General features: G+C 51.6%; 22 protein-coding genes. 7 read left to right on the forward strand and 15 right to left on the reverse strand.

What is annotated here, in order from left to right:
- Positions 1-51: 51 nt before the first annotated feature.
- The 3 genes from AB4O05_RS08130 to AB4O05_RS08140 are packed head-to-tail and all read right to left on the reverse strand — an operon-like array spanning position 52 to position 1,352.
- On the reverse strand, positions 52-441 hold the full coding sequence (locus AB4O05_RS08130; protein ID WP_152092371.1) for a hypothetical protein: 390 nt from the start codon (positions 439-441) through the stop codon (positions 52-54).
- 2 nt (positions 442-443) lie between these two features.
- On the reverse strand, positions 444-914 hold the full coding sequence (locus AB4O05_RS08135) for a hypothetical protein (protein ID WP_152092372.1): 471 nt from the start codon (positions 912-914) through the stop codon (positions 444-446).
- A gap of 42 nt (positions 915-956) precedes the next feature.
- Positions 957-1,352, reverse strand: coding sequence for a DUF6957 family protein (locus tag AB4O05_RS08140; RefSeq protein WP_152092373.1), 396 nt, complete (start codon positions 1,350-1,352; stop codon positions 957-959).
- 157 nt (positions 1,353-1,509) lie between these two features.
- Here AB4O05_RS08140 and AB4O05_RS08145 point away from each other — a divergent pair, with 157 nt between their 5' ends.
- A complete protein-coding gene (locus AB4O05_RS08145; RefSeq protein WP_152092462.1) occupies positions 1,510-1,965 on the forward strand; it encodes a helix-turn-helix domain-containing protein in 456 nt (151 codons plus the stop codon).
- A gap of 224 nt (positions 1,966-2,189) precedes the next feature.
- Positions 2,190-2,816: a hypothetical protein gene (locus tag AB4O05_RS08150; protein WP_460131719.1), complete on the forward strand. Its 627-nt coding sequence runs from the start codon at positions 2,190-2,192 to the stop codon at positions 2,814-2,816.
- Between the two features lie 94 nt (positions 2,817-2,910).
- Here the strand turns inward: AB4O05_RS08150 and AB4O05_RS08155 are convergent, their stop codons facing one another.
- The 6 genes from AB4O05_RS08155 to AB4O05_RS08180 all read right to left on the reverse strand — a co-directional run bounded on the left by AB4O05_RS08155 (position 2,911) and on the right by AB4O05_RS08180 (position 8,262).
- Positions 2,911-3,945: a DEAD/DEAH box helicase family protein gene (locus tag AB4O05_RS08155; RefSeq protein ID WP_460131718.1), complete on the reverse strand. Its 1,035-nt coding sequence runs from the start codon at positions 3,943-3,945 to the stop codon at positions 2,911-2,913.
- The gene (locus AB4O05_RS08160) at positions 3,930-5,228 is read right to left on the reverse strand and encodes an ATP-dependent nuclease (RefSeq protein WP_460131717.1); all 1,299 of its coding nucleotides are present in this window, start codon (positions 5,226-5,228) and stop codon (positions 3,930-3,932) included. Before AB4O05_RS08160 ends, AB4O05_RS08155 begins: the two co-directional genes overlap by 16 nt.
- A 13-nt stretch (positions 5,229-5,241) precedes the next feature.
- Positions 5,242-5,559, reverse strand: a complete 318-nt coding sequence (locus tag AB4O05_RS08165) for an AAA family ATPase (RefSeq protein ID WP_460131715.1) — start codon at positions 5,557-5,559, stop codon at positions 5,242-5,244.
- Positions 5,560-5,689: 130 nt separating this feature from the next.
- Complete coding sequence (locus AB4O05_RS08170) at positions 5,690-6,238, reverse strand: SH3 domain-containing protein (RefSeq protein WP_460164859.1); 549 nt, start codon at positions 6,236-6,238, stop codon at positions 5,690-5,692.
- Positions 6,239-6,287: 49 nt separating this feature from the next.
- Positions 6,288-6,764, reverse strand: coding sequence for a hypothetical protein (locus tag AB4O05_RS08175; RefSeq protein WP_460131714.1), 477 nt, complete (start codon positions 6,762-6,764; stop codon positions 6,288-6,290).
- Between the two features lie 79 nt (positions 6,765-6,843).
- The gene (locus AB4O05_RS08180) at positions 6,844-8,262 is read right to left on the reverse strand and encodes a PDDEXK family nuclease (protein ID WP_323161541.1); all 1,419 of its coding nucleotides are present in this window, start codon (positions 8,260-8,262) and stop codon (positions 6,844-6,846) included.
- 205 nt (positions 8,263-8,467) lie between these two features.
- On the opposite strand from AB4O05_RS08180, the gene AB4O05_RS08185 reads away from it, so the two are divergent.
- Positions 8,468-9,757, forward strand: coding sequence for an RES family NAD+ phosphorylase (locus AB4O05_RS08185; protein ID WP_460131713.1), 1,290 nt, complete (start codon positions 8,468-8,470; stop codon positions 9,755-9,757).
- Positions 9,758-9,800: 43 nt separating this feature from the next.
- Here the strand turns inward: AB4O05_RS08185 and AB4O05_RS08190 are convergent, their stop codons facing one another.
- Entirely contained in the window at positions 9,801-10,811 is a 1,011-nt protein-coding gene (locus tag AB4O05_RS08190) for a hypothetical protein (protein WP_460131712.1), read from the reverse strand.
- Positions 10,812-11,939: 1,128 nt separating this feature from the next.
- Between AB4O05_RS08190 and AB4O05_RS08195 the strand changes: the two genes are divergently transcribed.
- The 4 genes from AB4O05_RS08195 to AB4O05_RS08210 all read left to right on the forward strand — a co-directional run bounded on the left by AB4O05_RS08195 (position 11,940) and on the right by AB4O05_RS08210 (position 16,371).
- A complete protein-coding gene (locus AB4O05_RS08195) occupies positions 11,940-12,359 on the forward strand; it encodes a hypothetical protein (RefSeq protein WP_152092378.1) in 420 nt (139 codons plus the stop codon).
- Positions 12,360-12,393: 34 nt separating this feature from the next.
- Positions 12,394-12,909: a 3'-5' exonuclease family protein gene (locus tag AB4O05_RS08200; protein ID WP_460164860.1), complete on the forward strand. Its 516-nt coding sequence runs from the start codon at positions 12,394-12,396 to the stop codon at positions 12,907-12,909.
- 191 nt (positions 12,910-13,100) lie between these two features.
- Positions 13,101-15,812 (forward strand): ATP-binding protein, encoded by a 2,712-nt coding sequence (locus AB4O05_RS08205; protein ID WP_460131710.1) that lies wholly within the window; start codon positions 13,101-13,103, stop codon positions 15,810-15,812.
- Positions 15,813-16,161: 349 nt separating this feature from the next.
- Positions 16,162-16,371: a hypothetical protein gene (locus tag AB4O05_RS08210; protein WP_168426342.1), complete on the forward strand. Its 210-nt coding sequence runs from the start codon at positions 16,162-16,164 to the stop codon at positions 16,369-16,371.
- A gap of 14 nt (positions 16,372-16,385) precedes the next feature.
- Here the strand turns inward: AB4O05_RS08210 and AB4O05_RS08215 are convergent, their stop codons facing one another.
- The 5 genes from AB4O05_RS08215 to AB4O05_RS08235 all read right to left on the reverse strand — a co-directional run bounded on the left by AB4O05_RS08215 (position 16,386) and on the right by AB4O05_RS08235 (position 23,294).
- A complete protein-coding gene (locus AB4O05_RS08215) occupies positions 16,386-16,937 on the reverse strand; it encodes a hypothetical protein (protein ID WP_460131708.1) in 552 nt (183 codons plus the stop codon).
- Positions 16,938-17,023: 86 nt separating this feature from the next.
- A complete protein-coding gene (locus tag AB4O05_RS08220; RefSeq protein ID WP_460131707.1) occupies positions 17,024-18,490 on the reverse strand; it encodes a tyrosine-type recombinase/integrase in 1,467 nt (488 codons plus the stop codon).
- Positions 18,483-19,031, reverse strand: coding sequence for a hypothetical protein (locus tag AB4O05_RS08225; protein WP_323163152.1), 549 nt, complete (start codon positions 19,029-19,031; stop codon positions 18,483-18,485). The genes AB4O05_RS08220 and AB4O05_RS08225 overlap by 8 nt, the downstream gene beginning before the upstream one ends.
- Entirely contained in the window at positions 19,012-21,186 is a 2,175-nt protein-coding gene (locus AB4O05_RS08230; RefSeq protein ID WP_460131703.1) for a hypothetical protein, read from the reverse strand. Before AB4O05_RS08230 ends, AB4O05_RS08225 begins: the two co-directional genes overlap by 20 nt.
- Positions 21,186-23,294, reverse strand: coding sequence for a hypothetical protein (locus AB4O05_RS08235; RefSeq protein WP_460131701.1), 2,109 nt, complete (start codon positions 23,292-23,294; stop codon positions 21,186-21,188). The genes AB4O05_RS08230 and AB4O05_RS08235 overlap by 1 nt, the downstream gene beginning before the upstream one ends.
- Positions 23,295-24,142: the final 848 nt, after the last annotated feature.

The following is a 24,142-nucleotide window of genomic DNA, read 5'->3' on the forward strand; positions in this document are numbered from 1 at the left end:
TTCACCACAGCATAACGTCGCAAAGGGCACCGTTAAACAACGATAGAGGATTTAATGCAGCCGACTCGGCGTTGGGATAAACCGATCACCCGCAATACGTATGAACTCACGCAGGCTATGCCGTCCGATGTTCCGCCTGAAAGTCGCAACAACGTATTTCGAGTTGACCGTGTTGATTACCCAAAACCTGCCTTGCTTCGTCACAGACTGAATGTCCGATGTCCGAATCAGACGACCATCCGCAAATCGTTGATATGGCCCTGGGCAAATGTGACTGAACACGACACCAATGGCGCTGCAGGCATAAATGTGAACATCCACCAGAAACGCAGTAACCAGCCCGTCGTAATCTTGGCTCGCTGCCTTGGCGAGGCGAAGCAGGTCAAAGTCCGAGTAGCGTTTCACGTGCAAATCGACTGCGACCGTGTTGATCTCTTCCATGGTTACGAACCTCTCGATCCAGGAGTTACGGTGGTCTCTGGAGCAGTCCTCCGGTATAGCTCCCTCAATCCCGTCAGAGACTCAACATCCAAATCACGCTGATGAGTATTGACGTACACATCACCACTCTCGACCTTCAAGACGCAGATTGGCACTTCAGCCTGATTGAATCCCATTGAGAGCGAGGTCAGCTTCTCCATCCTCCAGCTAGACCCCTTGTTCATCCACCCTGGAGTGACGACTTGAACTTCCTGCACGAGCACGTTCTCGTTCTGAGAGACAAGCAGCTCAACCAAACGGGGCTCGTCGCTCAACATCTCTTCGTAAGCTACGAAGCGATCTTCGTGTCGTCGCTTTAGGCTCACGTGATACCAATGGGTGACCAGGGATCGCGACACCGCGTGAAAATGAGCGAGACCGTCCCCGAACATTCCCACCGGGCCGGCCTGGTCTTGCATGCTAATCCTGAACATCGTGTATCTCGTGTAGAGCAGGCCCGCGAAGCGCACCTGCGATTAACATAAGCCAAATATTGTCTTCAGCGAGGCAGTCATCTCGCGCCCTTTTCCCATGAGCACGTACACCGTGTTTCGCGTTTCGAAAAGGCAAACACCGTCGAACGATTTGCACAGGGTTGAGCGTACCCATCCCCCTGGCGGGAACCGGCCATGACCGTCATGGATGACGCAATGGGCATACATGAACATCGGCTCTAGGCCTGTTGCTCGCACTTTCGCGAGCGACTCAGGGGGCTCGTCGACATGAAAGATGAGCCAATCCTCAACAGTGCAAAAAGGCTTGCGACCGAAGCGCTGCGCTACCAATGCCTCCACCTCGGTGTGAGATAGAGACGTGCCAGCGGAGGACTGCCTACAATCCTGGAGCAGCTCGTGCTCAGGAGAATTAGCCATAAATTGATGATCCTCTTGGCGACAAAGAAAATAGGGTTCTGCGCACGTACAGATCGCAAAGGTGGCGCGTCTGTTGTTCCATCGCAATGACTATATACATTTGTGTGGGACTCATCAAACGGGGCATACCGTCTCCTTTTGGGGAGAGGTGCGCTGGATGTCTTTGCGGAAGGCGTATGCGGCAACGCTACAGTGGCTGAGGGTTCGACATGGGTTGTCGCAAGCAGATCTCCAGCATCAGACTGACCAAGCACACATAAGCCGCTTGGAAGCATCGATGACATCGGCAACCGTCGATCTCAGTGCCGATTTAGCTAAAGCGCTAGGCCTAATGCCACTCTCCTTTCTCACACTGGTGGCCGCAGCCGATGAAGGCAAGACCGCGCGCTCAGTTCTGAACGACACAATGAAAGAACTCATGCAGCTTGGTGTTCTTGATGAGCAGCTACCTGGCGAACCCCAAAAGCTCACTACACCCCAGAGAATCGCTGCCGCAGAAAGACTCAAAGCGGTGCGCGATCTTAAGGCGGCAGGCCTTTCTCAAGCGGAGGTTTGCCGGCAATTAGAACTGCCTAAGAGCACAGTTAACCGGCTGTGGTACGTTGGCGGTTGACCGTGCTCAGGTCTGAGGCTCAATTAGGCACACGAAACCGTGCCCAGCATAGATCAGAGCCATTTTTCGATGTCAGTATCCCGCAAAAAGGACACCGTGATCTGAACCTGAGATCACGCTTTCTCGCACAGTAGCCCAAGCCAGAAAACCACTTACTGGTTGCCGGTAGTCCACCCAGATTCGTAAAGTTCTACACCATGGAATGGCCAACGTGAGGAGACGATATGGATGAGGAATCGCTACCGATGCTCGACCCGGAGCTTGAGGCCATCCAGTGGCCGGCAGACTTCTCCGGCCAGCAGCTGTTTATCCAGGGTGAGGATTGGCAGTACAACGCGATGCTGAACTGGTCTCACTTTCGTGCCGACCTCTATGCTTTTGCATACAAAGATGCCGCCGACGGTCTTGTGGAGGCGATGGCGAATCGGCTGGTGCCATTGGATAGTGGCATTTATCCTTTGCTTTTTCTGTACCGCCACTCCTTGGAGCTGCAGTTCAAGCTGATGCTAAAGAGTGCTCGCGCTCTGACAGGCAAAGAGCCCAAGAACTACGATAAGCATCCGTTGATGCCTCTGTGGTCGGAGTTGCGTCATCTGCTCAAGGACTTGGGTCTAGAGCGCTCTGACGTCAACGCTACTGCTGTTCACGAGTTCATTCACCAGTTGGACAACGTCGACCCAGACTCGATGGCGTTTCGGTATGCGACGACCAACAGTGGTAAAGACCATCTCCCAGACGTTACGCATATCAACATCCGGCACTTGCGCGAGGTGCTCAACAGCGTCTTCGTTTGGCTAAACGGCACATACAGCTGGATTGGGGAGATGGAGCAGGGCCAGTCTTTCGACTGATCACGCTAGGTGTCATGCCCAGCGGTTCCCCTTCATACTGAGCATACTTTCTGGACAAGGTCTTACGCCAGACATCACCACCCATGGCTACGACCTAGTCCGTTTTAAATGGTTTGAAAAGTTTTTCGGGCGCTAGGTACAGCCTTCCGCGAGTCCGTGAGAAGGCAACATAAAGCTTGTTTTTTGTCTGTGGGGGGAGCGCGGCGAGCGAGGACGTCTGATAGATCTTCCAGTGAGTAGTACCCAGCACAACGCACACATCGATGTAGTGATCCAGCCCCTTACTGGCGCCCCAGTTGTTGGACAGACATCCGTATTTGTAATGCTCCTGGTAGAACAGCTTCACCACGCTGGCGTCCGCGTGCACGGCGTCAGCATCCGCTTGATTCGCCAGAGGAATGATTTCGGTTTCATATGCATGCTGTGACTGCATGTCAATCTGCAGATGTGTACGAATAAAATCACATACGGTGACGCCACACCTCCAGCTTCGACTCAGTGTCTCTTTGTCGACGGTCACACCCGCTTTTTGAAAAAGCTTTTCGTATTTCCCAATGTCAGCGTGTAACGAACTGTTCACGTTTCCATCACGACTGGTGTCGAAAGTATGTTGGTAGAAGTCACCTACAAACAGCATCGCAAGCTTGGCTTTTGCTAATGCCATTAGCAGGTTGAAGTCATGACCTGCTAGATCTTGAACTTCGTCGACATAAAACTCATCGTAAAAGCGCTCCATTCGCGCCATCACGTCAGGAATTGCACCAGCGGTCTCCACGAGCTTTGCGAGGCGGTTGTGGTACAGGCTGCCGCTCGTAGTGGCGTAATACGCCATATTGTCCCGCTTGAGCTTTAGCGTACGGGCGTGCGGAGCTCGAAAGCTGATTCCTCGCGTCTCCAGATGTACCTGCAGCAGAGGGCGATAGCAGAAGCTATAGAGGAACGTGAAATAGCTCAGCAGGTTGATGTTTTTTGGGACATGGCCAAACCGTTTGATGATGCTATCGCGCAAGTGACGGTAGTTGTTCTCTGTGTAGGTGATTATCAGTGCGCGCTTTTCTAGGCTCAGACGCTTCACTAGCAAGGTGGTCTTCCCTGACCCTGCCACAGCGAACATCACTCGTTTATCCATTGGATTGCCTCCGCGATGTAGGCAGGAACGGTGAGCTCACCTGGTTTTCCCTTGAGTAGCTCAAACGCGGCTTCTGCCTTGTTTGCCAGCATGTATTCCAAGGGTGAAAGGGTTTTTCGTCCTGGGCCGAAGACGGCCTTGCAGGTTTCAACGTTGTCGTTGTGCAACCCTATTTCGAAGGTTGAACGATCATCGTCTTTGTCGGCAAAGACTTTGGCATTGTCCGAAGCGAAGTCGACGTAGTTTTCTATGCAGTTTTTCTGATAATTCTTGTCATTGTCTCTTATGGCTGCGACCCGAATTCCAAGCAGGTTAGCGAGCTCCATGTACCTTTTGAAGCTGGTGCCGCCAATAGAGATTATGTGAACGTCATCGGCATGCGGCAGACGCCCATTGGTGCATTGCTTATAGAACTCTTCCACCAGGATGAATTCCGCATCACCTTCAACCAATATCACCTTCTTGGAAAGCGCGAACTCCAGGACATTGTTGTCCGGCGCCTTCATGAAGAATTCTGCGGTGTCAGGTGATAAGGCTTTAAGTGAGCCGGCAGCTGCATTCGGGCCGATCAAAAGGGCATGGCGAAGATCAAGCCTTGAACAAATATGGCTGCTGTGGGTTGCGATGAAAAGCTGTGTGCTTTCGTTCTCCGCTAACTTGGCGACAAGTGCTTTCATAGAGGAATGGCTGAGATGATTTTCAGGCTCCTCCAATAGCATTACATCTAAGCCTCCTTGCTTGTGCTTGCTCAGTGCAAATTCGGTCTTGATGAAGCACTGCCGTCCTTTCCCATGGTTCTCAAGCGGAATATTGTCTTCCGTGATGATCAGGTCAGTTTCCAAGTTCGACCGGACGCTACTCCGTAGGTCAAACTGATACGCGGGTAGGTCAGCGTTGAGCGCTGCAAGATGTTGTCCTGTAAATGCATGCTTGCCTTGGCGGTAGAGGTTCTCAAGTTTATAGCGGTCTTCAACGGGGGCGTTGAAAGCGTACACGGCTCGCGTGTATTCACGAGATGCGTGATCGCCATCAATACGTGAGCCGTCTAGCATCATATGCTTGATGGGGCGGTTGAACGCTGCATAGGGCCTGCCGGCAAACGTTTCAAACCGCACCGCGTAATATTCGAATGGGAAGTTCGGTTGATCATCAGCCAAAATGGCTTGTACCGCTTCGCCATACTCGGCCATCACCGCAAGGATCATGCGCACACCGTCTGTCTGGCGCTGGTGGGCGTTGTTGGTTCCATACAGGCTTTCTTCGTCACCTTCCTCTAGGAACACGTCGACTATCAGCTCAGGTAGTTTCTCTAGGCTTTTCTCCCCAAAGGAAGGTGGTCACCGAATCCTGGTTGAGCAGGGTTTCAGCACCCAGAGCTTCAATGCGATTGCGACTCCCGCCGAGCGCGAGGTCTAGAGCGAGCAATATGCTGCTTTTCCCTGCCTCATTGTTGCCAATCAGAACACTCTTCCCAGGCTCGAAATCGAGCGTGAGCGATTTGAATTTTTTGAAGTTCTGGATTACCACTTTCCGTATGGTATGCATGTCGAGCCCTGAGCTGAAAAAGTAAAAAAAGAGGGTGAACCACCTGAAATGTAAAGCAAGGCGGGTCACGGATTCATAGGCAATACTCAGCTATCTTCAACGAAACCTATCGTCACTAGACGGCCTCGTCTATCGGTTCTTACGTCTCCAAAGCGCCTGCGAAATTGTAACCCCCGGCGATACGTCATCAGATGATCGCTCAAACGCCGTAGCGCTTGTTTCCGCCTGAGGTAATGCAGTACCTACCGCCTCTTGGCCCTATGCAAACTGTTCCAGAGGAACAGGGGCACGAGGAGCCGTAAGCTGGAGTATGTTGGCGAGAAGGCTGTGCAGGCTGAGTCGCTGGTATGGATTTCGACACGACGTAGCAGCCCGATCCACTACACAGACTTTTGGACGACAGCCACTTCGCTGGTTGACCATCAATGCTGATGCGCGCCCATTCATTCTGCGTCTCGAAAACCTGAACCTTTTCCCCGCGCTTCAGTTTGGAGATAACCTTTCCGCCTGGGTGATTCCGAACATTGAGGTTGTCAGCGCTCACGAACTGCTCAGTTGCAGAGGTAAGGGCCAGTGTTGACGGTGAGGCAGGAGAAGTTGACGGCAGCGTACTCGGCGCGCTCAAGGTGCTGGGCTGCGCAGGGGCAGGAGGTGTGTCTTTCTTCCCCATTGCCCACAGGACAGCGAATAGAATCAGGAGCGGGACAAACCATGACTGAGACTTCTTGCGCATATCCATTGCTCTCATTCGGCACGTATCACAACGGCTGTCTTACTGACCAACCTGACGTCATCACCTATTGCGAGCTTAGCCAAGCTTCCACTTTTTGCAGCCTGTTCAGTTCCGAAAGCTTGGGCTTCCCACGATCCAGTACACCAAGCAGCTGACTTCTCGCCTCTGGGGAAGGGAACCATTCCGCGATCTCTACATTGCAGTGTCTTGAATCGCTCAACGCCCATTTCACGATCATGTCTGCAGCAGCTCTGTAGTGATCAGCCATAAAGAGCCGTTTGTCCTCTACGCGCCAGCCACGCTCTTTGAGCTGCTCGGTCACATCAGTGATGCCCGTGTCACCAAAAAACGCATCGGTATCCGGGTAGTGAATCCCTGCAAGAGACACTTTGGCGACGACCGAATCTCGGTCGAAATAAGACAGGAAATGCCACCCACCAGTGCTGCATCCTGGGCAGGGGAAATTGATTGCGGCTTTGCCAGTTATGTAGTGCTGGCGAGAAACGCGATTGAGGTCGAAATCGAAGAGTGGTTGCGTCATGTGACATACCTCTGTGCACCTGCGCTACCTAATCGCCCGGAGACAACGCCTCGGTAAAGCAAGAGTCTGACTGCTCATCTCAGGCGTTTGGTACGGCGGAGGCCTTAATGGCTTCTTCATCCTTCCGGAACCTTACTCCGGCATCCTTAACATACACCCCGCATTCAATTAGCTCACTCACGTCCTCGTGCTTGCCAAGAAATGATGCTCGAATCCCCTTGAGCAAAACGTGGGCGTAGCGGGCATCTTCAATCATGGTGTCCATCTCGCCTGATATCGTTATCCCTCGGGAACTCAAATGCTTCACAGCAGACAGAGTGAAAGGCTGCTGTGGCTCCTCCATTCGATACTGGTGGCGCTGCTTCAGTAGCTCGCTTAACTGATGCGCGTCACTTAGCATTTGTTCTGAGAGGCCTCGGCGATTACTTTGCCGAGCTGCGACCAGCACATTTGCCTGCATGGATTGAAGCCCAGGCAGGATAAAATCGCGGAGGATGAAGTAGAACTCCAACTGCCGATTCATCGCATCGTCAGCTGGCTTGCGCAGCCGCTTCAAGCGTTCAGCAGACGCATCAGAATTGTTAGGAATGCATAGTGCCTTCTGGCTATCCCTGATGCCCTGTTCAAAAAAATCAGTCATCTGATTGGCGATCAATCCTTGTCGATAATCCTCTCGTAGAAGGTTGAGCAGCACATCCAGTTGGTTAATCGCTGCAATATCAATCTTTAAACTGGCGTGCTGCACCTGATGCTCCATTGCATTCAGTGTCCTTTCCACTGGAACGATGCAAAACTGCTGAAAAGAATATGAGAAGGCAAACGTCTCTTTGTCCAGCATTCCAAGGCAACCCTCATAGATCTGAATCAACCGATCATTCAGATCCATATACTCAGCGAGGCCCTCAATTGTCGCCTGATTCATCTGTGCTGTATCGGCTTGATAGGCCAGGTACTTATGGATCCCCACGAGGGCAGCTACGGCAAAGCAGCTCGCCAACCCGACCCTGAGGATCCAACCACGAAGAGAAATCTTAGGTTTGTAGTCAGGATAAAATGACTCCTGAAGCGAGGCGTTCTCTTGAATTACAGCTTCAAGCGCCCCCCAGCCCCATACGTCCACTGTTCCCTTTCCAGCGATAGCTCGCTCTTCCGTAAGCTCTAAAGCTCGATTGGTGAGAAGCTTGTCATGCGGACTGGTGGTAAGGATGAAGAAGTGATCGATCTTGAACGGGAAGTCTTCTGTCTCGAGAACCGCTTGGTTTACCTGCGCGAGGGTCAGATTTTTGCCGAGGTTCTCATTTCGCCCCTTGCACTGAACGGCGATGAGAGAACCATCTTTGAGGCGGCAATACAGATCCACGCCATGCTGCCGTTGGCCTTCCCGACCGTATTGGTCGAATCTGGTTTTAAAGACGCAGCTCATTACTGCTAGTGACAGACGCTCGAATTGCTTCCAGTCTGCGGGACGTCGGTAGGTCGCGGCATGTGGTGCGGTCATAACCTGAAAATCAACTCCATTTAAAAGTATTAACGCTGGGAAGCTTGGCTGAGCTAGACCCAGCAGCTAAAACATCCCAAGCCAGGTATCGCCTCAAATGGGGCAACCTGAAGGCTGCGACTCGGCGTGCAGCAAGTTTTTCATCGGGCCGAGCGTCCATGTTGACTTAGAATCGCCGCCAATTGAATTCTGCTAGGCGTAAAACATGGATGAAGACCTGATCTGCCACGAATGCTTGAACGAAATCCATCTTAAAAGGTTGATCAGGCGAACCGGCGTGGCTGCAGAGTGCTCGTTCTGCCTAAAAAAGCGTAAGGCTATCCCACTCGAGAATCTGGTCAGTATGGTCGACGATGTCCTCCAGAAGTATTGCCATCCTGGAGCGATATACGATCAGTACGATGACAATGGAAAACGCTCTGAGACAGAGCAGACTGGCGATCCCCTTATCTTCCATGTCGCAGAATTGCTTGGTTTGGATGAGGACGACCCGGTCGTCGAGCGTGTCCTCTGCGACCTCAACGAAAGCTCCCATTACGACATCATGCAAGGCGGAGAGGCTAGATATAGCGATGATGAGAACTATGAGTGGAGAGTGATTCGACCAAGAGAAGCAGAAACCCGATGGCTGAATTTTCAGAACGAAATGAAACATGGGAATCGATTTTTTAGCCAGCATGCCAAGGATTTTCTGGACTGGCTGTTTCGAGGACTATCATCCTTCAAAAGCCCTGATGGCTCGATGTCCGTTGTCAGAGAGCTTGCGAACGATCAGATCTTCCGTGCCAGACGCTGTGACTCCGCTTCAGAATACGACTCGATCATTAGCAACCCTGCTGCAGAACTCGGCCCGCCACCCAAGGAGGCCGCAGGGGCTGGTCGAATGAACCCTAAAGGATTGGCCGCTTTTTATGGCGCTTTTGACCGAAAAACCTGTGTTGCCGAGCTTCGCCCGCCAGTAGGAGGACGAGTCGTCAGCGGCGAATTCAAACTCACAAGACCCGTTCGCGTCCTGGATTTCATTGCTTTGGATGAAGCCTACGAAGCGAGGCCGTTGAGTGCTTTTGACGCCAGCTATGAAGAGCAAATGGGTAGGCGCATCTTCTTGAAAACGCTCCACGCAAAAATCACCGTTCCAGTGCTTCCGAACCAGGAACACGAATACCTGGCAACACAAGTCATGGCAGAGTACCTAGCGACACAATTCGACCCGCCGCTCGACGGTGTACTGTTCGAATCGGCTCAAGTGCGAAAAGGTACAAATCTGACTCTGTTTAATCATGCCGTGGTGGCCTCACTCAAGCCTAGAACTGCTTTCGCGAACCTAGATGACTTGCTTAGCACCAACTCATCGCAAACGCCTGCGATTGAATACGTTCCTGACACGCTGGTGAGACATAAGGTTTGTCGAGTGAGATTCATAACCGATGATCTGACGCGTGAGGATGGCCAGCCCGAGTCTGATGAGCAGTACGACGATTGGGATGAGTATTAATTCGAGTCGTCTGGGGCAGTCGGGTTAAACTGGCGCTGATAACTCAGTCCGGTTTCTTCCGATTAAGACTCAATATTGGCCGAACACCAGCTCCCCCGGTGGCCTGCGGCTGCTGCTCGCTTGCATTTTCAGCTGCCGGTGGAATCTCCACTTTGCGAATTCTGGCAGGCTCGCGTTTAGGCGCTGGGTTTGCACCAGGCTTGTGTTGAGCGTCCGCTTTCACTCTGACGGAGATTTTCACCACTGGCTTATCGTGCCGAGATTTCTTCTCTGGCTTGGCTGCCGTCGTGTTCTCATCGCCCTTCATCGCAACTTCGACCTGAGCTGACTGAGCCACTACAACGGCCTCTGGCCTCACTTCACCGGCTTCCACAGCACTAGGCTGTCCGGCTGCGCGCCTAGCGGCTTCCTTCCAGTTATTCCAGTCGGCCACAGCAGCCGGCAATCGGTCATTGGCTTTGAGCCAGGTGCATAAACCTGGGTCGATCCACTGCACGATTTCCGTAATGTCCCGATGCAGAAAATAGATCGGTTGCCACAAAAGCGGCTCGTGATGAAAGCATCGATTACGTAAATCCCTTGCATTGTTCAGACGGCTGCGGATGACATCTGCTTTCTTGGAATTCTTGGGAGCGTGGTGAAAAACCCGCATAAGGGGCTTCGATACGTCCGGAAAGGCTTTCCGGTTAAACAACGATGTCCAGAAGCCGAAGCTCAGTTCGGCGGTAATGTCGTCCGCACTGGCAGTCACCCCTCGTTTCTTCAGAGATGTCCGCGCGTCTGCCACTTTCTCATAGCTGGAGGCGAGGTCACCGTTGGTGCTGCCATCAAACTCTTCAAACCAGTCTTCGCGCTGGTACTCACGCACCATTTCGCGCTGAATGGCGTTCCGCAACGCCACTTCAAGCACGTGAAAAATCGAGACTAGGGACTCCGCAATCCGCATATTATGCACGTAGGCTTGAGCCGCGTGATCCTGATTGCCCTGATGCCCTTTGAGGTAGCGGCTCATTCTTGGAGTGGAGAGCTTCGCCTCCAACGTTTGCCAGACCATCTACCCACAAGCTCCCTTGAACGCCATAAATTCACACATGCTGATGCGATGGTACAGGCAGGACTCACAGGCGGAAAGCAAAATGCCATAACTTGTCGGCGTATGAGCTTGCCACGGGCTCGCAGGCTAGCGGAGACGGTTTCAGAAGGAGTTTATGCAGGCCAAGGTTTCTGTGATTTTTTCGTTTCCTAAGCCAGGATTTGAGCCTTGATTTCCGAAATTGGGGGTTGACGTGTATGTCGATGGTGGTAATCTAACCCCGCTGCCCTAGGAACCTCCACTCCCGCGCTACACGAAGCGGTGAAGAGACTAGGTTATGTGACGGCCCCGTTCTACGGGGCCTCCTCCTTTCTGGCGGTTGTGTTTTTCACCCGCTACGCTTCTGATTACTTCTCCATCACTACTACTTTTCCGTACTCCGCTTCCAGCACGCTGGAAACCTCAACTCGCCCCACAGAAGACGCCAGAAAGTTTTCTAACTTAAATCCCAATCTGGGGTTTCGAAAGCGAGAGCTCTTCGCATAAAATGAATATGCAGCCCTAGGAACCTCCACTCCCGCGCTACACGAAGCGGTGAAGAGACTAGGTTATGTGACGGCCCCGCTATGCGGGGCCTCCTACTTTCTGACGTTTGAGTTTTTCTTCTCCTTCCCCTGCAACACCTCAGGTCAATCTCGACAAGGCTGTAAATCCGCGATGGTCGACAACCTGGAGATGTTCAACTCGGGGATTGATGGAAGGAGTCAGCACCACCCGTGACGCAACCTGTTTGAGGGCTATGAGCTCTAACTGCGTAGAACTGTGGCATGTAACCCAGAGACATGGGAAATCATTGCGTCTGCAGCGCTTTCGAGTCGCTTCAGTAAATTCCATAAGTAACAGACTTGGCGGCACGGTGGGGTACATGCAATGACTGCCTCACCTGCCGGACAGCGCAGTGGAAGTCCCAGATTCGTAGCGCGAAACTTCGCCCCTATACGAGCACCAAGCAAGCGGAGCGCGCAGGCGTGCGGGATGTCAGCCCGAAGGGGCGAGACGCGGCTTGCCGTGGCTCGATTCACGACGGCCCTTCCGTCAGGGGCGGCACGCCACAAACATCCCCCGCGTCATGGAAATGAAGGAGGCCGAATGACTCACGATGAACTCCGCGAGCTTGAGAAAACTAGGCGAAGAGCACTATGGGCACTCGCCAATCTTCATCCAGGTAATCCGGACGCATCAGAACCCATTGCCATCCTGGATCACCTCGACGGCCAAGAGGAAAACGGGATACCTCCAATCGACACACCGCTCGCCCTCATGGACGTACGTGACTCCGTGCCTGTACAGCATCACCATTCGGGCATCGACATCGTCCTGGAACACGACATACCCCAACCGTGGAGAGAACGCTTCCTGCAGGCAAGCATCGGATCAACCAGGCTTGCTGATGGGCCTTACGCCACCGACTGGGAGAAGTTTCTAGATGAATGGGAGCGTGAGATGCAGCACCTGCATAATCACCGGGTAGCGCATGCGCTAGCGGCTAGAGCGATTGATTCTGCATAGCTGAAAATCGCAGCCTTTCAACAGGAGCAACAGGATGGCGCGGCCTTCGTTTTTTATCGATTTCGAGGCTTCAGGGATAGCACCGGATAGCTATCCCATCGAGGTAGCTGTCGTGTCGAGTGACACCACTTTCAGCTCGCTGATCAAGCCTGCTCGTTACTGGACGCACTGGTCGTTTGATGCCCAAGATATGCATGGTCTTAGTCAAGATCATTTGCTTGAGCAAGGTGATCTCGCCGACGTCGTGGCCAGGCATATGAATCAGCTGTTTTCAGGGCAGGTTCTCTGCAGCGACTCTCCACAAGACGGGTTCTGGCTCGATGTCCTCTACGAAGCAGCAGACCTGATGCCCACCTTCCAGTTGAAGCCTCTGGAGGTGCTTGTGGGCCGGGAGGCTGCCAGTGACATTTACCGCCTCCTCCCAACAACCAAGCACCACCGTGCCCTCCACGACGCGACCGTTTTGATGAACGCCTGCCACGCTTTTTTCAAGCTTGAAATATCAAAGGTCTGTTTACCTGATATTGAGTCAGACTCTTCCGTCCCTTGATCGGGTCAAAAAGGCCACCGATGTCTATAGACTTAGCGGTGTTAGGGATTACGGCATCTTGGGGGACAGACCAGTTTTCTGAGATCAGAAAGCTGCCGCTATCGGTCACCCACAAAGGCTGCCACGCCAGCTGTCGCCTAGCCAGCACTTCTCGCGAAGAGCTTCTCTACCTCATGCCGAATGGAATTGCCATGCAACCGAATGACCAGATCCCTCACAACGACGTACTAGACCCTGCACAACTCAAGCGCATTGAGTCTGTTCATAAGGGGTTTCTTTATCAGCACTTGTACGCTGTGGGGTGCCTACTGTTGGCGCAATCTTCCGGCGTACGTGAAGTGTTGGTCGAGCGGGACGAGGACGTCGAGCTCAACACTGAAGCTGGCCAAGTGTACGTCCAGGTAAAAACGCGCTCGAAACCCATTATGCCGGTTGACGTTTCTGGCGCTCTGGAGCGCTTCGAGATCCTGAGGCAGGAGCACAAGGCTGGGCGGCGGCCAGGTGCAGCCCAATTCGTCATCGTCGCGAACCAAGTGTTAGGGGAAACCCTCCGGTCTGAGGTTGATGAGCAGAAGGCGTCCGTTGACTTGATATACCTTTCCGCTGGTTCAAGCGCGTTGCGTCCAGCTTGCCTTCCTCCCGCCTGGACATCTCTGGAGGAGGCTGCTCAGTGGTGTACGGCAGAGGCTGAAAAGCTGAATTTCTCGCTGCTGTCGCCTTCTTCTTTGACTTGGAAAATGGCGGGCCTGGTGATGCTCGCTTGTGCTGCGGGGGGCGGAAACGCTCGGCATGTTTTCCACACCTCAGAGCTACCTGGCCTATTCGAACAGTTGGTTGTTCAACTGCAGGACTTCCCAACACCGCCTCTCTCATACAGGCCGCAAAAGAATGAGCCTGAGCTCACTTCAGCGGAGCGGGTGCGCATAATCTGCGGGTTGTCCGGTGCAGGTAAGACCACATGGGCCGCTCATGCGGCTCTACACAGTCCTGAGCCATGCGCTTATTACGATGTTGGTGACCTACCAGGGCCCGCTCTGGCAAGCTCGATTGTGCGGGAGCTCGCCTCCAAATACATGAAGCGAGACTCTGATGGTATTCGGAAGATACTGTTACCAGGGGCGAGCGGTTACGAAGCGATTCGGGCATTCGACAGATTCCTGGAGCAGGCTGAGGCGCCTCTGATTGTTGTTGTCGACAATGCGCATCGTGTACCGGTAACGAACATCCGCGACCTCCTTAACGCCACTCGGCACATCCGCTTCATACTCCTTTGCCAGCCTCATGAAAATGTACGTGAGCTCGAAGCCGTCATGGGTTTGCGTCGTGAGATTTTGCAGGGCTGGGATCTTGACACTGTTGCGCAGGTGGCCAGTGGCGCGGGCGCCTACGGCAGTCCTCAGGCACTCCAGCAGCTCCGTGCCTATACTGGGGGCCTTCCGCTATATGTCGATAGTGCCATTGCGATTGCCAAAGCTGATTACGATGGGAACATTGAAACGCTCTGCGCTGACCTTGCTCTGCAGGCAAACGTCGCTGAGACCGCTCAGGAGATTATCCTGGCTCGTGTTTACGAAGGTTATGACGCAGTTACACAGAATGCCTTGGCTGTAGTCAGTTTGGCCGACACCGGGTTAACGCAAGAAGAAGTGGTTCGCCTGCTGCAAACCACCCTCAAGCTGTCGCCGGGTGGCGCAGCTGCGGTAATCAAGAAAATCCAGGCAACGGGGACAGTTGAGGTGTTTGGCGCCAAAACGCTCAAAGTCCATGATGCCGTCCGTGCCCTAGGCCTACGTCACCTGGAGCTCATGGGTGAGCCTGCGGTCACTGCCGCCTTGCTGACGTTGAAGGAGTTGCTGATCCAGGGAATGGAGAAAAACCGTGACACTTCGCGGATTGCACTTCTGATTCAAGTTTTCATTAAGCTTAATGACGTCGAGCCGCTCATCGAACTCGCTGGTGAGGAGACATTCTATGAGATGGGGATCCTGGTAGATGTAGCGTCTAGTTTGGCTAGTGCAGTAAGCTCGGGAAGTTTAGATCCAGGACAAACGTTCTGGGCACTTGACGGACTTGTATTCTCTCTCATGAGAGACAGTCGTTATGATGAAGCTTCATGCCATCTATCAACGATGGAGCAAATTCTAGATGCTCACGGCTTTGAGTTTCGCGAGCATTTATCGCTAGCTATGAAAAAAATTTTATTTGCAGCATACCTCGGTCATGAAAAAGATGTGGGGAGAGAGGTTGAGTCCGCTGCCCCAAAAATTCCAGATTCGATCCACAGGCGGATATTCGACTATAACCATGCTTTCGCACTGTGGAAGCTTAAGCGCTACAAAGCAGCAGAGCTTTTGTGCAAGGCAGTTATGGATGGATATTATGAGATTTTAGGGCTTGAGCCAAAAGATGTCCTCGGCAAAAATCCAGATGTACTTTGGAAAGTGATCAAGCGGTCAGATGACGTGAGTGAGGACATCAAGCATCTTGCGGACTCGCTGGATTTGTATGCGAAAATTTTGAATGCGCAGGGACGCAAGTCAGGCTTTTCTCGCATCCATGCCATGAAATTCTACAATATGGTTAATGCATACGATTCGTTCGTGAGGTTGGGGCAGGATGCAGCTGAAGAGTTTGCCGAAGCAGGTGAGTATGTGGGAGCTAGAGAAATTCTTGAGCAACAAGTTTTGCGTGTAGTCTCTGAGATGGGCTTAATCGGAAGGATGGTTCAGGTCAGGGGGCAGTATGCAGAGATACTCGCGCTTTGTAAGGACTATGCAGGAGCAGTTTCTGAGATCGAGCGACTCCAGCACTACTTACACGGACTCGAAAAAGATGAGGCGAAGGAACTGTTAAACCAAATCGGCAATATAGTCGGAATTATGCGCAAGGGAATTCATGGCTAACGCCTACATAGGCAAGTTTTTTTGTTCTTTTTTATGGCGGTTGGATGAGCCAACTTAAAATTATTAACTTTTTGAGGGAGAGAGGAAAGAGGTTTGAGTAGGAGGGGCGATGCATAAGCGTCAAACTATTGCTGAAACCCTTAGCATACGATATCGAAGCTAGGGGCTAGGTTAACTGTATGTGGAGCGAGAGGGCAATGTGACGCAAGCGGAGCGCGCAGGCGTGCGGCATGGAAGCCCGGAGGGCCGAGACGAAGACTCGGTTCACGACAGACCATCCCCGCAGGGGCACGCCCCAACACCAGGCCGGATAAGCCAGAAGCGAAGAGCATCCTATGAGGATTTTTCGATGGGAATGATAGACGATGACGACACAGTGTATTGCGACGTCCAGATGCCCTTGGCTCAAGGTCGAGAGCTATTGCTCTTGGTGACAACACTGAAGGAGTCCGATACCCATCCGACCCTGAACAGGGTATTCGAGCGCATGCAGCGCGAGCTCAGCATCTCAATCGATATCGTCGAGAACCCGCCTTCCTGGGGCCCTTGGTGCCAGTGAAGCGTGCACGGCGCTCAGAGCTCTGCATCCCAAGCATTCATCGCGTCACTCACAGTCGCGTACCACTGGAAATCAATGCCCTGTAGCGCGTTTGCGACCTGTCTGTTGACGTTGCCGTCGATCCAAGTAGGGAGTATCTCCGACGAGCCCGAGAACATGCTGGCTATAGCTACGGCATATCTACCGGTATGCGTGGACTGGAGGCACACGTAGCGCACAGCAGCGCCACTGGGAAGCCGACGCCAGGCCACCGCCTCAATACAGTCCATGGGCCTCACAGAAGCCTCTGCAGCGGAATCCGCGCGCTGATCCGCCCTATGGTTCTCAGATGGTCGGGACGGCCCGCCAGGTGCTCCTGGGTTGGGTACGAGGTGCTTCAACTGCTCACGTGCGCAGACAATCTGCTCCCGGAACTCTTCGGGATCAATGAACATGGCTCCTTCCGGCGATACCCTAAGGGTCTTGAGCCTGTTCGCGGCTTGGATGAACGCACGTTCGCGCTCAATCTCACGCTGAGGACGGCGGTCTTGGCGGATGAGATCCCATAGCGCCCGGACTATTCGCATCTGACTATTCTCCTTGGTAACGGTGAACCCACACCGGTAGCGCGTGGCACCGTGATGACTCAGGCCGTTCGGGTGGTGTAGCAGCACTACTCAGCACTCTCGCGGCTGCTTAGTCGCATTTCCAGCTTTTCAACCAGGGCTTTGACGCTTCTGATCTCAACCGACAGATCAATTTTTTGCAGCTTGGATTTATGCTCCAGAGCAGTGAGCGTGTCTTTAACAGAGTCCAGTTCGTCCTGGGCTTCAAGCATCGAACTGTAGGTAGAACTTGAGGTGAGCGCCTTGTATTCAGCGTGAAAATAATGATGGAGAGAAGCAGGGTCTGAGTGGCCGGTGAGTTGGGCCACCTCTGCGCAAACATCGTCTCGCAGCGCCGGTGTCCACCCGTTTTTTAGACCGGGGGTCGCGGCGAATCTTTCCTCCAGCCTGATGTTTATTTGACGTGTGACAAAACGATGTCTAAACATAGAGAGGCAAACACGGGTACCTGACAAACCAGCACCTAAACACAGTCGGTCAAACTCCTTAGTGATTGACTCTTTTTTCAGTCGACTACCGTTTTCACCTAGGAATATATTGTTGGGCTGGTCGAAAAAAATATTACGATCTGCTAGGAAATCAATGTAAGCCTTCCTAGCTTCCACGTAAATTGCAAACCGCCTTGCATCTGCAGCATTGATTTTAAAACGGCGTAAGGGTGCCGGAGTTCCGCGCTTTTTAGTGGGGATCACAATCTCTAGTGTGTTCGAAATGTTTTGATTGAGCTCAAGGTCGAGGTCAAACAGCTCCTCAGGACGTAGTCCTGTGAGCTTCATCATTCTTAACGTGAACATCCGCCGTTCGTATAGATACGCACTGGTAGCATCGTAAAGTTTGAGGTCACTGATTGATTTAAGTCTGGAGCTAGCAGGCAGATCCTCCCAATCTCGCTTCCGGAAAATCTCATCCTGGATTTTTTGGATGATATGTTCGTCTATTGCCACCTTGTCATCGTTGTACGGCACGGGAGCTACGAGCAGTGGATGAACCATGTAGCATCGCTTGGTTTTGGGATTTGTTTCGTAAGAGATCGTGATGTTTGCACCGCTAATCTTTAAGCCTATCAATGGTGTTTTAGATAGATTTGGGTAATTTTCGGTTAGCCAGTGCAGAAAGTTAAGCATGGTATGCTGAATTAGCCGGGTGCGGTTGTTGTTCCTTGCTGGTTCGATACCACGAAGGGTGGATTTGGTTTCTTCAACTAGCTGTTTAGTAAAATCCTGAAAATTAGTTTCGTTGAAATTACTGAATTGAATGTTCTTGACAGAGCAGAAGCGAACGAAGTGCGTGATGAGCGCCGCGTCTACCCGCGCAGAATCCCTGGCGCCGGTGGACGCGCAGATCTCATCCATCCATAGATTGGCAAGGTTACATGGCCTCCCGTTGGGCCAACGAATAAGTACGAAATTTTCGATAATGCGTGGCTTTCCAATGAACGCCCCAGTCTTCCGAACCGGCATAGCTTTGTCTGGTACGCTTACGGACTCATATTCCGTGTAGAGTTGCTTACCCATCCTTTTTGCCGCCGTCGATAACCTTCATTTTCTCTGAAGAAAATATCTGGTCGCTTATCAGGAAAGAGTGATATTTGGCCTTGGACGTTTTGACTTTAAGTGCGATGGCTGCACGGATTTCATCAGCGCTACGGGTGCTTTGAGGGTCAACACGCTCTAGGAAAGTCAGGATGTCAAAGTACGCCATCGAGGCGATGTGAGCCTCCAGCAGCGCGATGCGTGCCTGATCCTTGTCTGAAGGAAGGTTAGGCGCCGGCGCCGGGTTAACCTTGGGAGTCAACAGGGCGAATGCCATAATTCTCATCTGTAGCATCCTGTCCCACAGGCTTGACCCAGAGCTGCCAAACTGTGCAACCTTAGCCGCTTGCTTCAGGGAGTTGAGCGAAATCGATGTGAAGCAGCCAGCGACCTCCAGTTTGCAGAAGCCTCGCATCGAGGATAGAGCTCGAAGCTGGGCTTTCGACGGTGTAATTTCTTTAGATAGCACCTGTGAAAGCCAAGTGTGACGAGAGTGGAGATTTTTATTTGTTGTATCTCTCATCTTTTTGGCCTCCTAGACAAATAGCGAAATCGATGGTGTAGATTTCTTCATCGTAAGTTTCAAGCCTGACTTTATATGTGGTCATATCGAACTCAGGTTGTTGCACCATTTTGTCTAGGTATTTGAGTAATTCCTTGTTGCTAATCGAGGCGATGCTAGTGGCTTTAAAGTGCTTCAAGGCTTCTGTGTAAAGTGCTAGAAGCCCTTGGTTTGTATCTTTGGACAGTAAGCCGTTTTCAAGAGCAATGAGCTTGTCGTCGATGCATTCGGACTCATATCGGACGGCTTCCGAATCTGATGGCTCATAATCTGTGTAATCGTCAATATGCTTCCTATTGGAGTGACCTGCCATATATCTCAGCAACTCCTTCCCTGAATCTCCTACGTGCCTGTGTACGAGCAGGAGGAAGAATTTTCTCATCTCGTGAATGCGCACATACCATCGCCGACCCAATTTATCGACGGGCAGGTGGACAGCATCACAGAAAGTATTAATGCACAAGTTTACTTTCCATTCGGGAATTCCGCCACTAGGGCATTTGAATCCCCTGCCAGGAATATAGAACAGCCTCCGTGCGTACTCCGATTCATCCCCATAGATACCTGCCAGCTTTTCGCCGAGCACTTGGAGTAGCTGGATGGCATGAGCCGCAACGTAGGGGATAGGGCGTTCAATGAAGTCGTTTGCACCCAACTCCCCAGTTTTGCCGACCATGTGGCCCATAAAGGCGCCATTGTTGCCCCGGTCGGTAGAAAGGCAGTTGCGCTCTAGGGTGCTAAGCTCAATGTTCCGAATAGGTTTTATGATGCCGATAATTATGGCGCAAGCGCCATAAAAAGATTCCATCACCATTTTGTAGTTGGTTTTGTCTACAGGGAAATTTTTCTTCTCTTTGGTTTGGAGCCTGCTTATGGCGAGCGCTTGGAATAGCGGCTGCGCAGGTAGGTTTTCGATACCTGTCGTCATCCAAAGGTGTTTCGTTTTCTGGAAGAGCTCGTTCTTTTTTACGGACTGTTTCGACAATGAATTATCTTCGTCAATAGAGACGAATTGCTCGATATAAAAAATCAGAGATTCAACGATGGCATTCCCGTAGACGGTTATCCACTTGCAGGCTTGGTTCAGGCATTTGAAGCCAATATCAAGAGGTAACAATTTGGTGTGGCCACCTGGCTTTAAATGTGGCTTGTAATTAAGGGCAAGTTGATCGATGTTCAGTTTGATGTCGGGGATATCTTCGGGCAGGATATCATGGCCTTGGAAAAACAATTTTAGGCATGACATAGTATCCAGGAAAGAGCTGATGCTCATTGCCCCGTCAGCTGCTTCATCTAATGTCTTAGTGTTTTGAGTGCTGTGAAGATTTGTGCGCACACCTCTTTGTAGTAAGTCGTCATGGGCCAAGGTTGGCTCAAACTGCCTAATGAACAGGCGGAAATTTGCATTATGCAGAGACGTTGAAGGTCGACCGAGAATGGAGCCAATATAGTCTCTTGAAAGCAATCCTTTATCATAGGTGCTGCTTTGGGCGCTGGAGACATAGAGATCGTTTCGAGTGAAGTAGGAAATCGCTTCTCTTGTGAGCTCAACTGGTAGGGCGTCAGGGGCTGATATGAGATCCTCTAATGAGAAGGAGACAGGTAAGATATCAAGCAGGTGTGAAATGAAACGCTCCTTCAACAACAAAGCAGCAGTCCATCCACCCTGACTGAAAGTTTCGGCGATAGCTTTGCACGCGTCCTCATCGAAGAGCCGGAAGCCATGCGTACAGGTTTCATAAGTGTCTTTATAAAGATTGGCGCGTGCTGCCAAATTTATAGCGAAGCTAAAGTATGTAATCCATCGACCTTCCGCGACTGGTTTACCTGTAATGGTGCCCATGCGACAGTGAAATAACCATTTCTGCACCGTTTCTAGCAGCAGTTTATTAGAGTCGTCGGTGAGGTTGGTGCCGTCCGCCATCAAGCGATCAAAGCTCATGCACTGAAGCTTTGATCCACCAGGAAAACTGACCAACCATTCCTGACTTCCGATCCCGCCCCTTACCAGCCAATCTGCTTGATAGCTGTGGCTTCTTCTATAGATTTTGCTTTGCCGTTCCGCTTGTTCGATCATCGCTTTGATACGACGCTCGTCGAATGAAAAGTCTTCCATTAGACGGCCTTCCAAACAGAAAGCGAGACTAGCGGACGAAGGTCGTGTTTCAGGATGGTCGCACGAGCATGCGATTTCCGGAGTTCACTCATGGAATCGCCCGAGACCCTGTCCGCGATAGCCATCTCAGCGTTAGATGCGCTATCGAAATCGAGGGAAACTGTTTTCGCTACTAAATCCCTGAGCACCGGGAAGATCCATAGGGGCACGCTGGTTCGCTCATCGATCTCCGAGCGTTCTTCTAGTGCAAGCTTATCGACGGCATCTGCGTATGCGTAGATCGCGGCAAGGCTACCCGCACTCCGATCAAACAGCAGCTCGCGCTCTACAAACATTTCAATTAGAGAGCTGGGGTCAAGCGAGTAATGACCAAGCTTCGAGCGTAAGGCTTCGCTTAAGGGATCTCCCTTCTTAAGGCCTAATAGTATCCGTCGGACAAAAGCCTGTAGCTCTTCTCGAGTGCTAAAGTCAGATGCAGCTAACTGCCAAGGCTCGCCCTCTGTTGCTACTAAGATGACCTTTTGATGTAGCACCCTGAAAAACCTCGTCGCCCATCGATGAACCATCCAGGCCGGAATATATTTATCTCTGACCACCTGCAAAGAGTTACCCAGCATGTCCGCTACGGCCTGGAGACTACCAGTACGCAAAAACTCCAAAATCCCTTGAGTGCATCGGATCGTGTAGAGATTGACCATGCTTGGAGTTACGCCTACTTTGTCTAGTTCATCTTTATATAAATCGTGCAGAGAGAGTCCAGCATTTGTAGTCAAGGTTTTTGCAAAGTTAGGACTGGAGCCAATTTGGTTTCTGCTCGAGACAAGGAACAGCTTCCTCCACCCGCTCTTACCCTCCGATAAAAGGCGTCGTCTTGGCATATTTGTACACCGAATCACATCCATAACGATCCGAGTGCTCAATGGGGGAAGTACAGAGACCTTGCGTGACTGCGCGCGAGGTTTGCTAACGCTGACTGTTATTCGCTTGGTGTCACTATTGCCGCGTAGATAGAATTTTCCGTCTCGTCGGTATAACCTTATGTTGGTCAGTGATGATGGATTGAACGAAGGGTTTTCTGATGCAATGATCGCACTTGCAACTGCGCAGTCTCTGGGTGACAAGTAGCCGAGTAGTCGGTTGAAAGTTTCGTTAACTGTATTGTTATCGATACAGTCGTCGCCGGCAGCCTCCCATAGTCGTGCCCTAAGTTTTGGCTTGCTATGGGAGTTGTAGATGACGGGCCTGAAGAAAGGTAGTTCTTGCAGGTCGTCGAATGTCATCGATTTAAGCTCGTCAGTCTGTTCGGCGTAATATCGAGCGACGGCTAGAAACCAGTTAATACCTGTAGGCGAATCTGGATGCGCAAGATGAATCCCATTTTTGCTGAATTGTCCGCTCTCAAGCACCGCCTCGATTTCGTCGTTCGAGATGTTCTTACATAGCTCATCACCTCGGGCGTGGCATCTTAGCATTCGATTCCAGTAGTCTACCGAGCATTCGACAATGGCATCGGCCCTTGTCTCGAGAGTGTTCTTAAGATTAAGTAGGTACACGTCATCTTCAAAACTCAAGCCTTCTTCCACAAGGTATTTTTTGGGAAGCAGAAATCGTGGCCCTTTGGGAATAGGCGTGTGTGCAGTCCCGTAACCAGCCGGTTGAGACATATTCTCCGGTTGACTGACGGAATTCGCTTTTGCATCTGGGATGAATGTGTCTTCCGGTATGAATCCATCCCGCCTCAGTTTTTTGTAAACAAACGCCACCGCGCTCCAATGGTCATATCGGGTTTTGGGCTTATGATCTTTGTTGTAGAGGTGATGGGAGTAGTGTGTAAGTATGAAGTTGCTCCAGTCATCTTCCGCAGGTGGGAACTTTAACCGGAGCTTGGTAACGTGGTTGAAGATATATCTACTTGCCCGGAAGCGTCCTGAATAGCTAGTAGTCTCTCCAGTGACGCATAATACCCTAACCGCTTCGGCTACTTTATAGAGCACTTCTTTGTCGACCCACGATGGAGTGTGGATAGTAGAAATCCTGTAGTCGCGAATACATTCATCATCATCCCACTTGAATGTGATGCGATCATCCTGCACTTGGTAGGTAAGCATAATGAGATCCTACGTTGAAATCGGCATAGCGTAGTGATCTGGTTGCTCTGGTCAAGAACTTTCGTGCGTGCTTATAAAGTTTTAAATAGTGTATTAAAAGCATACTCTTACATGTATTTCGGGACGGGATTTTGCATTAACCTCACGTCGCAGTGAAAGGTTGGCCGACAATTGATATGTTGTTTGGTATATCTGTTGGTCTGTGTTTCGCTGATAAGGAATTGCCGGCCTGGACGCTGATCAGCGAATACGCCGGGGGGGAAGGATTAGGCTGGACGAGAGGGTTCGTCGTTATCGGCATACCTAAGCGTGGGTGAGTGCAAGGAAGGCGGTTGCTGCTTCCCAGTGTACTTAGTTCCTAGGGAGTATTTCACTGAGCGATTGCTTGGTCATCCTCAACCAGGTGGTCTCTAATAGCTCTTTGCCGGGATTGCTGGCGGGGCATTAATTAAAGCAATATTGACTTAGCGTTTGAACCAATTATCGATTTATCTCGTCGCCGTGTTCTACGGAATACAAGCACTACCTCCGCATATATTTAGTCCGGTTGGTGTTCGGCCCCTAGCTTGTGGTATCGAGTCTAATGTTAGGCTCCGAATCGGCTTGAATCACGTCCAGCGCAACCGTGATTTTTTTCAGGTGTGACTGGACATCCCGCGCCTCGCCGCAGACAACACTGCGATACGCGCCTGCTGTCCACCCTTGAGATTGGTGATTTGGGGGGGGGCAAAGGCGATGGACGGTGCGCTAGGGCTTCCCACCCGTCAATCCGAGGTGATGGGCAACCTGGCCACGATGACCTCATATCGATCATTGTGAGATCTCTCTTCCGTTCTCAGCCTATGGGA

The sequence above is a fragment of the Pseudomonas sp. S1_G07 genome, from assembly GCF_054668565.1.

Coding starts and splice junctions, on each gene's coding strand:
- AB4O05_RS08175 (WP_460131714.1), bottom strand. CDS start 6,764: ATGACGCAACCACTCTTCGATTTCGACCTCAATCGCGTTTCTCGCCAG.
- AB4O05_RS08140 (WP_152092373.1), bottom strand. CDS start 1,352: ATGGCTAATTCTCCTGAGCACGAGCTGCTCCAGGATTGTAGGCAGTCC.
- AB4O05_RS08205 (WP_460131710.1), top strand. CDS start 13,101: ATGCAACCGAATGACCAGATCCCTCACAACGACGTACTAGACCCTGCA.
- AB4O05_RS08200 (WP_460164860.1), top strand. CDS start 12,394: ATGGCGCGGCCTTCGTTTTTTATCGATTTCGAGGCTTCAGGGATAGCA.
- AB4O05_RS08190 (WP_460131712.1), bottom strand. CDS start 10,811: ATGGTCTGGCAAACGTTGGAGGCGAAGCTCTCCACTCCAAGAATGAGC.
- AB4O05_RS08130 (WP_152092371.1), bottom strand. CDS start 441: ATGGAAGAGATCAACACGGTCGCAGTCGATTTGCACGTGAAACGCTAC.
- AB4O05_RS08215 (WP_460131708.1), bottom strand. CDS start 16,937: ATGCGAATAGTCCGGGCGCTATGGGATCTCATCCGCCAAGACCGCCGT.
- AB4O05_RS08210 (WP_168426342.1), top strand. CDS start 16,162: ATGGGAATGATAGACGATGACGACACAGTGTATTGCGACGTCCAGATG.
- AB4O05_RS08170 (WP_460164859.1), bottom strand. CDS start 6,238: ATGAGAGCAATGGATATGCGCAAGAAGTCTCAGTCATGGTTTGTCCCG.
- AB4O05_RS08225 (WP_323163152.1), bottom strand. CDS start 19,031: ATGAGAGATACAACAAATAAAAATCTCCACTCTCGTCACACTTGGCTT.
- AB4O05_RS08150 (WP_460131719.1), top strand. CDS start 2,190: ATGGATGAGGAATCGCTACCGATGCTCGACCCGGAGCTTGAGGCCATC.
- AB4O05_RS08195 (WP_152092378.1), top strand. CDS start 11,940: ATGACTCACGATGAACTCCGCGAGCTTGAGAAAACTAGGCGAAGAGCA.
- AB4O05_RS08135 (WP_152092372.1), bottom strand. CDS start 914: ATGTTCAGGATTAGCATGCAAGACCAGGCCGGCCCGGTGGGAATGTTC.
- AB4O05_RS08155 (WP_460131718.1), bottom strand. CDS start 3,945: ATGGATAAACGAGTGATGTTCGCTGTGGCAGGGTCAGGGAAGACCACC.
- AB4O05_RS08145 (WP_152092462.1), top strand. CDS start 1,510: ATGTCTTTGCGGAAGGCGTATGCGGCAACGCTACAGTGGCTGAGGGTT.
- AB4O05_RS08230 (WP_460131703.1), bottom strand. CDS start 21,186: ATGGAAGACTTTTCATTCGACGAGCGTCGTATCAAAGCGATGATCGAA.
- AB4O05_RS08180 (WP_323161541.1), bottom strand. CDS start 8,262: ATGACCGCACCACATGCCGCGACCTACCGACGTCCCGCAGACTGGAAG.
- AB4O05_RS08220 (WP_460131707.1), bottom strand. CDS start 18,490: ATGGGTAAGCAACTCTACACGGAATATGAGTCCGTAAGCGTACCAGAC.
- AB4O05_RS08235 (WP_460131701.1), bottom strand. CDS start 23,294: ATGCTTACCTACCAAGTGCAGGATGATCGCATCACATTCAAGTGGGAT.
- AB4O05_RS08185 (WP_460131713.1), top strand. CDS start 8,468: ATGGATGAAGACCTGATCTGCCACGAATGCTTGAACGAAATCCATCTT.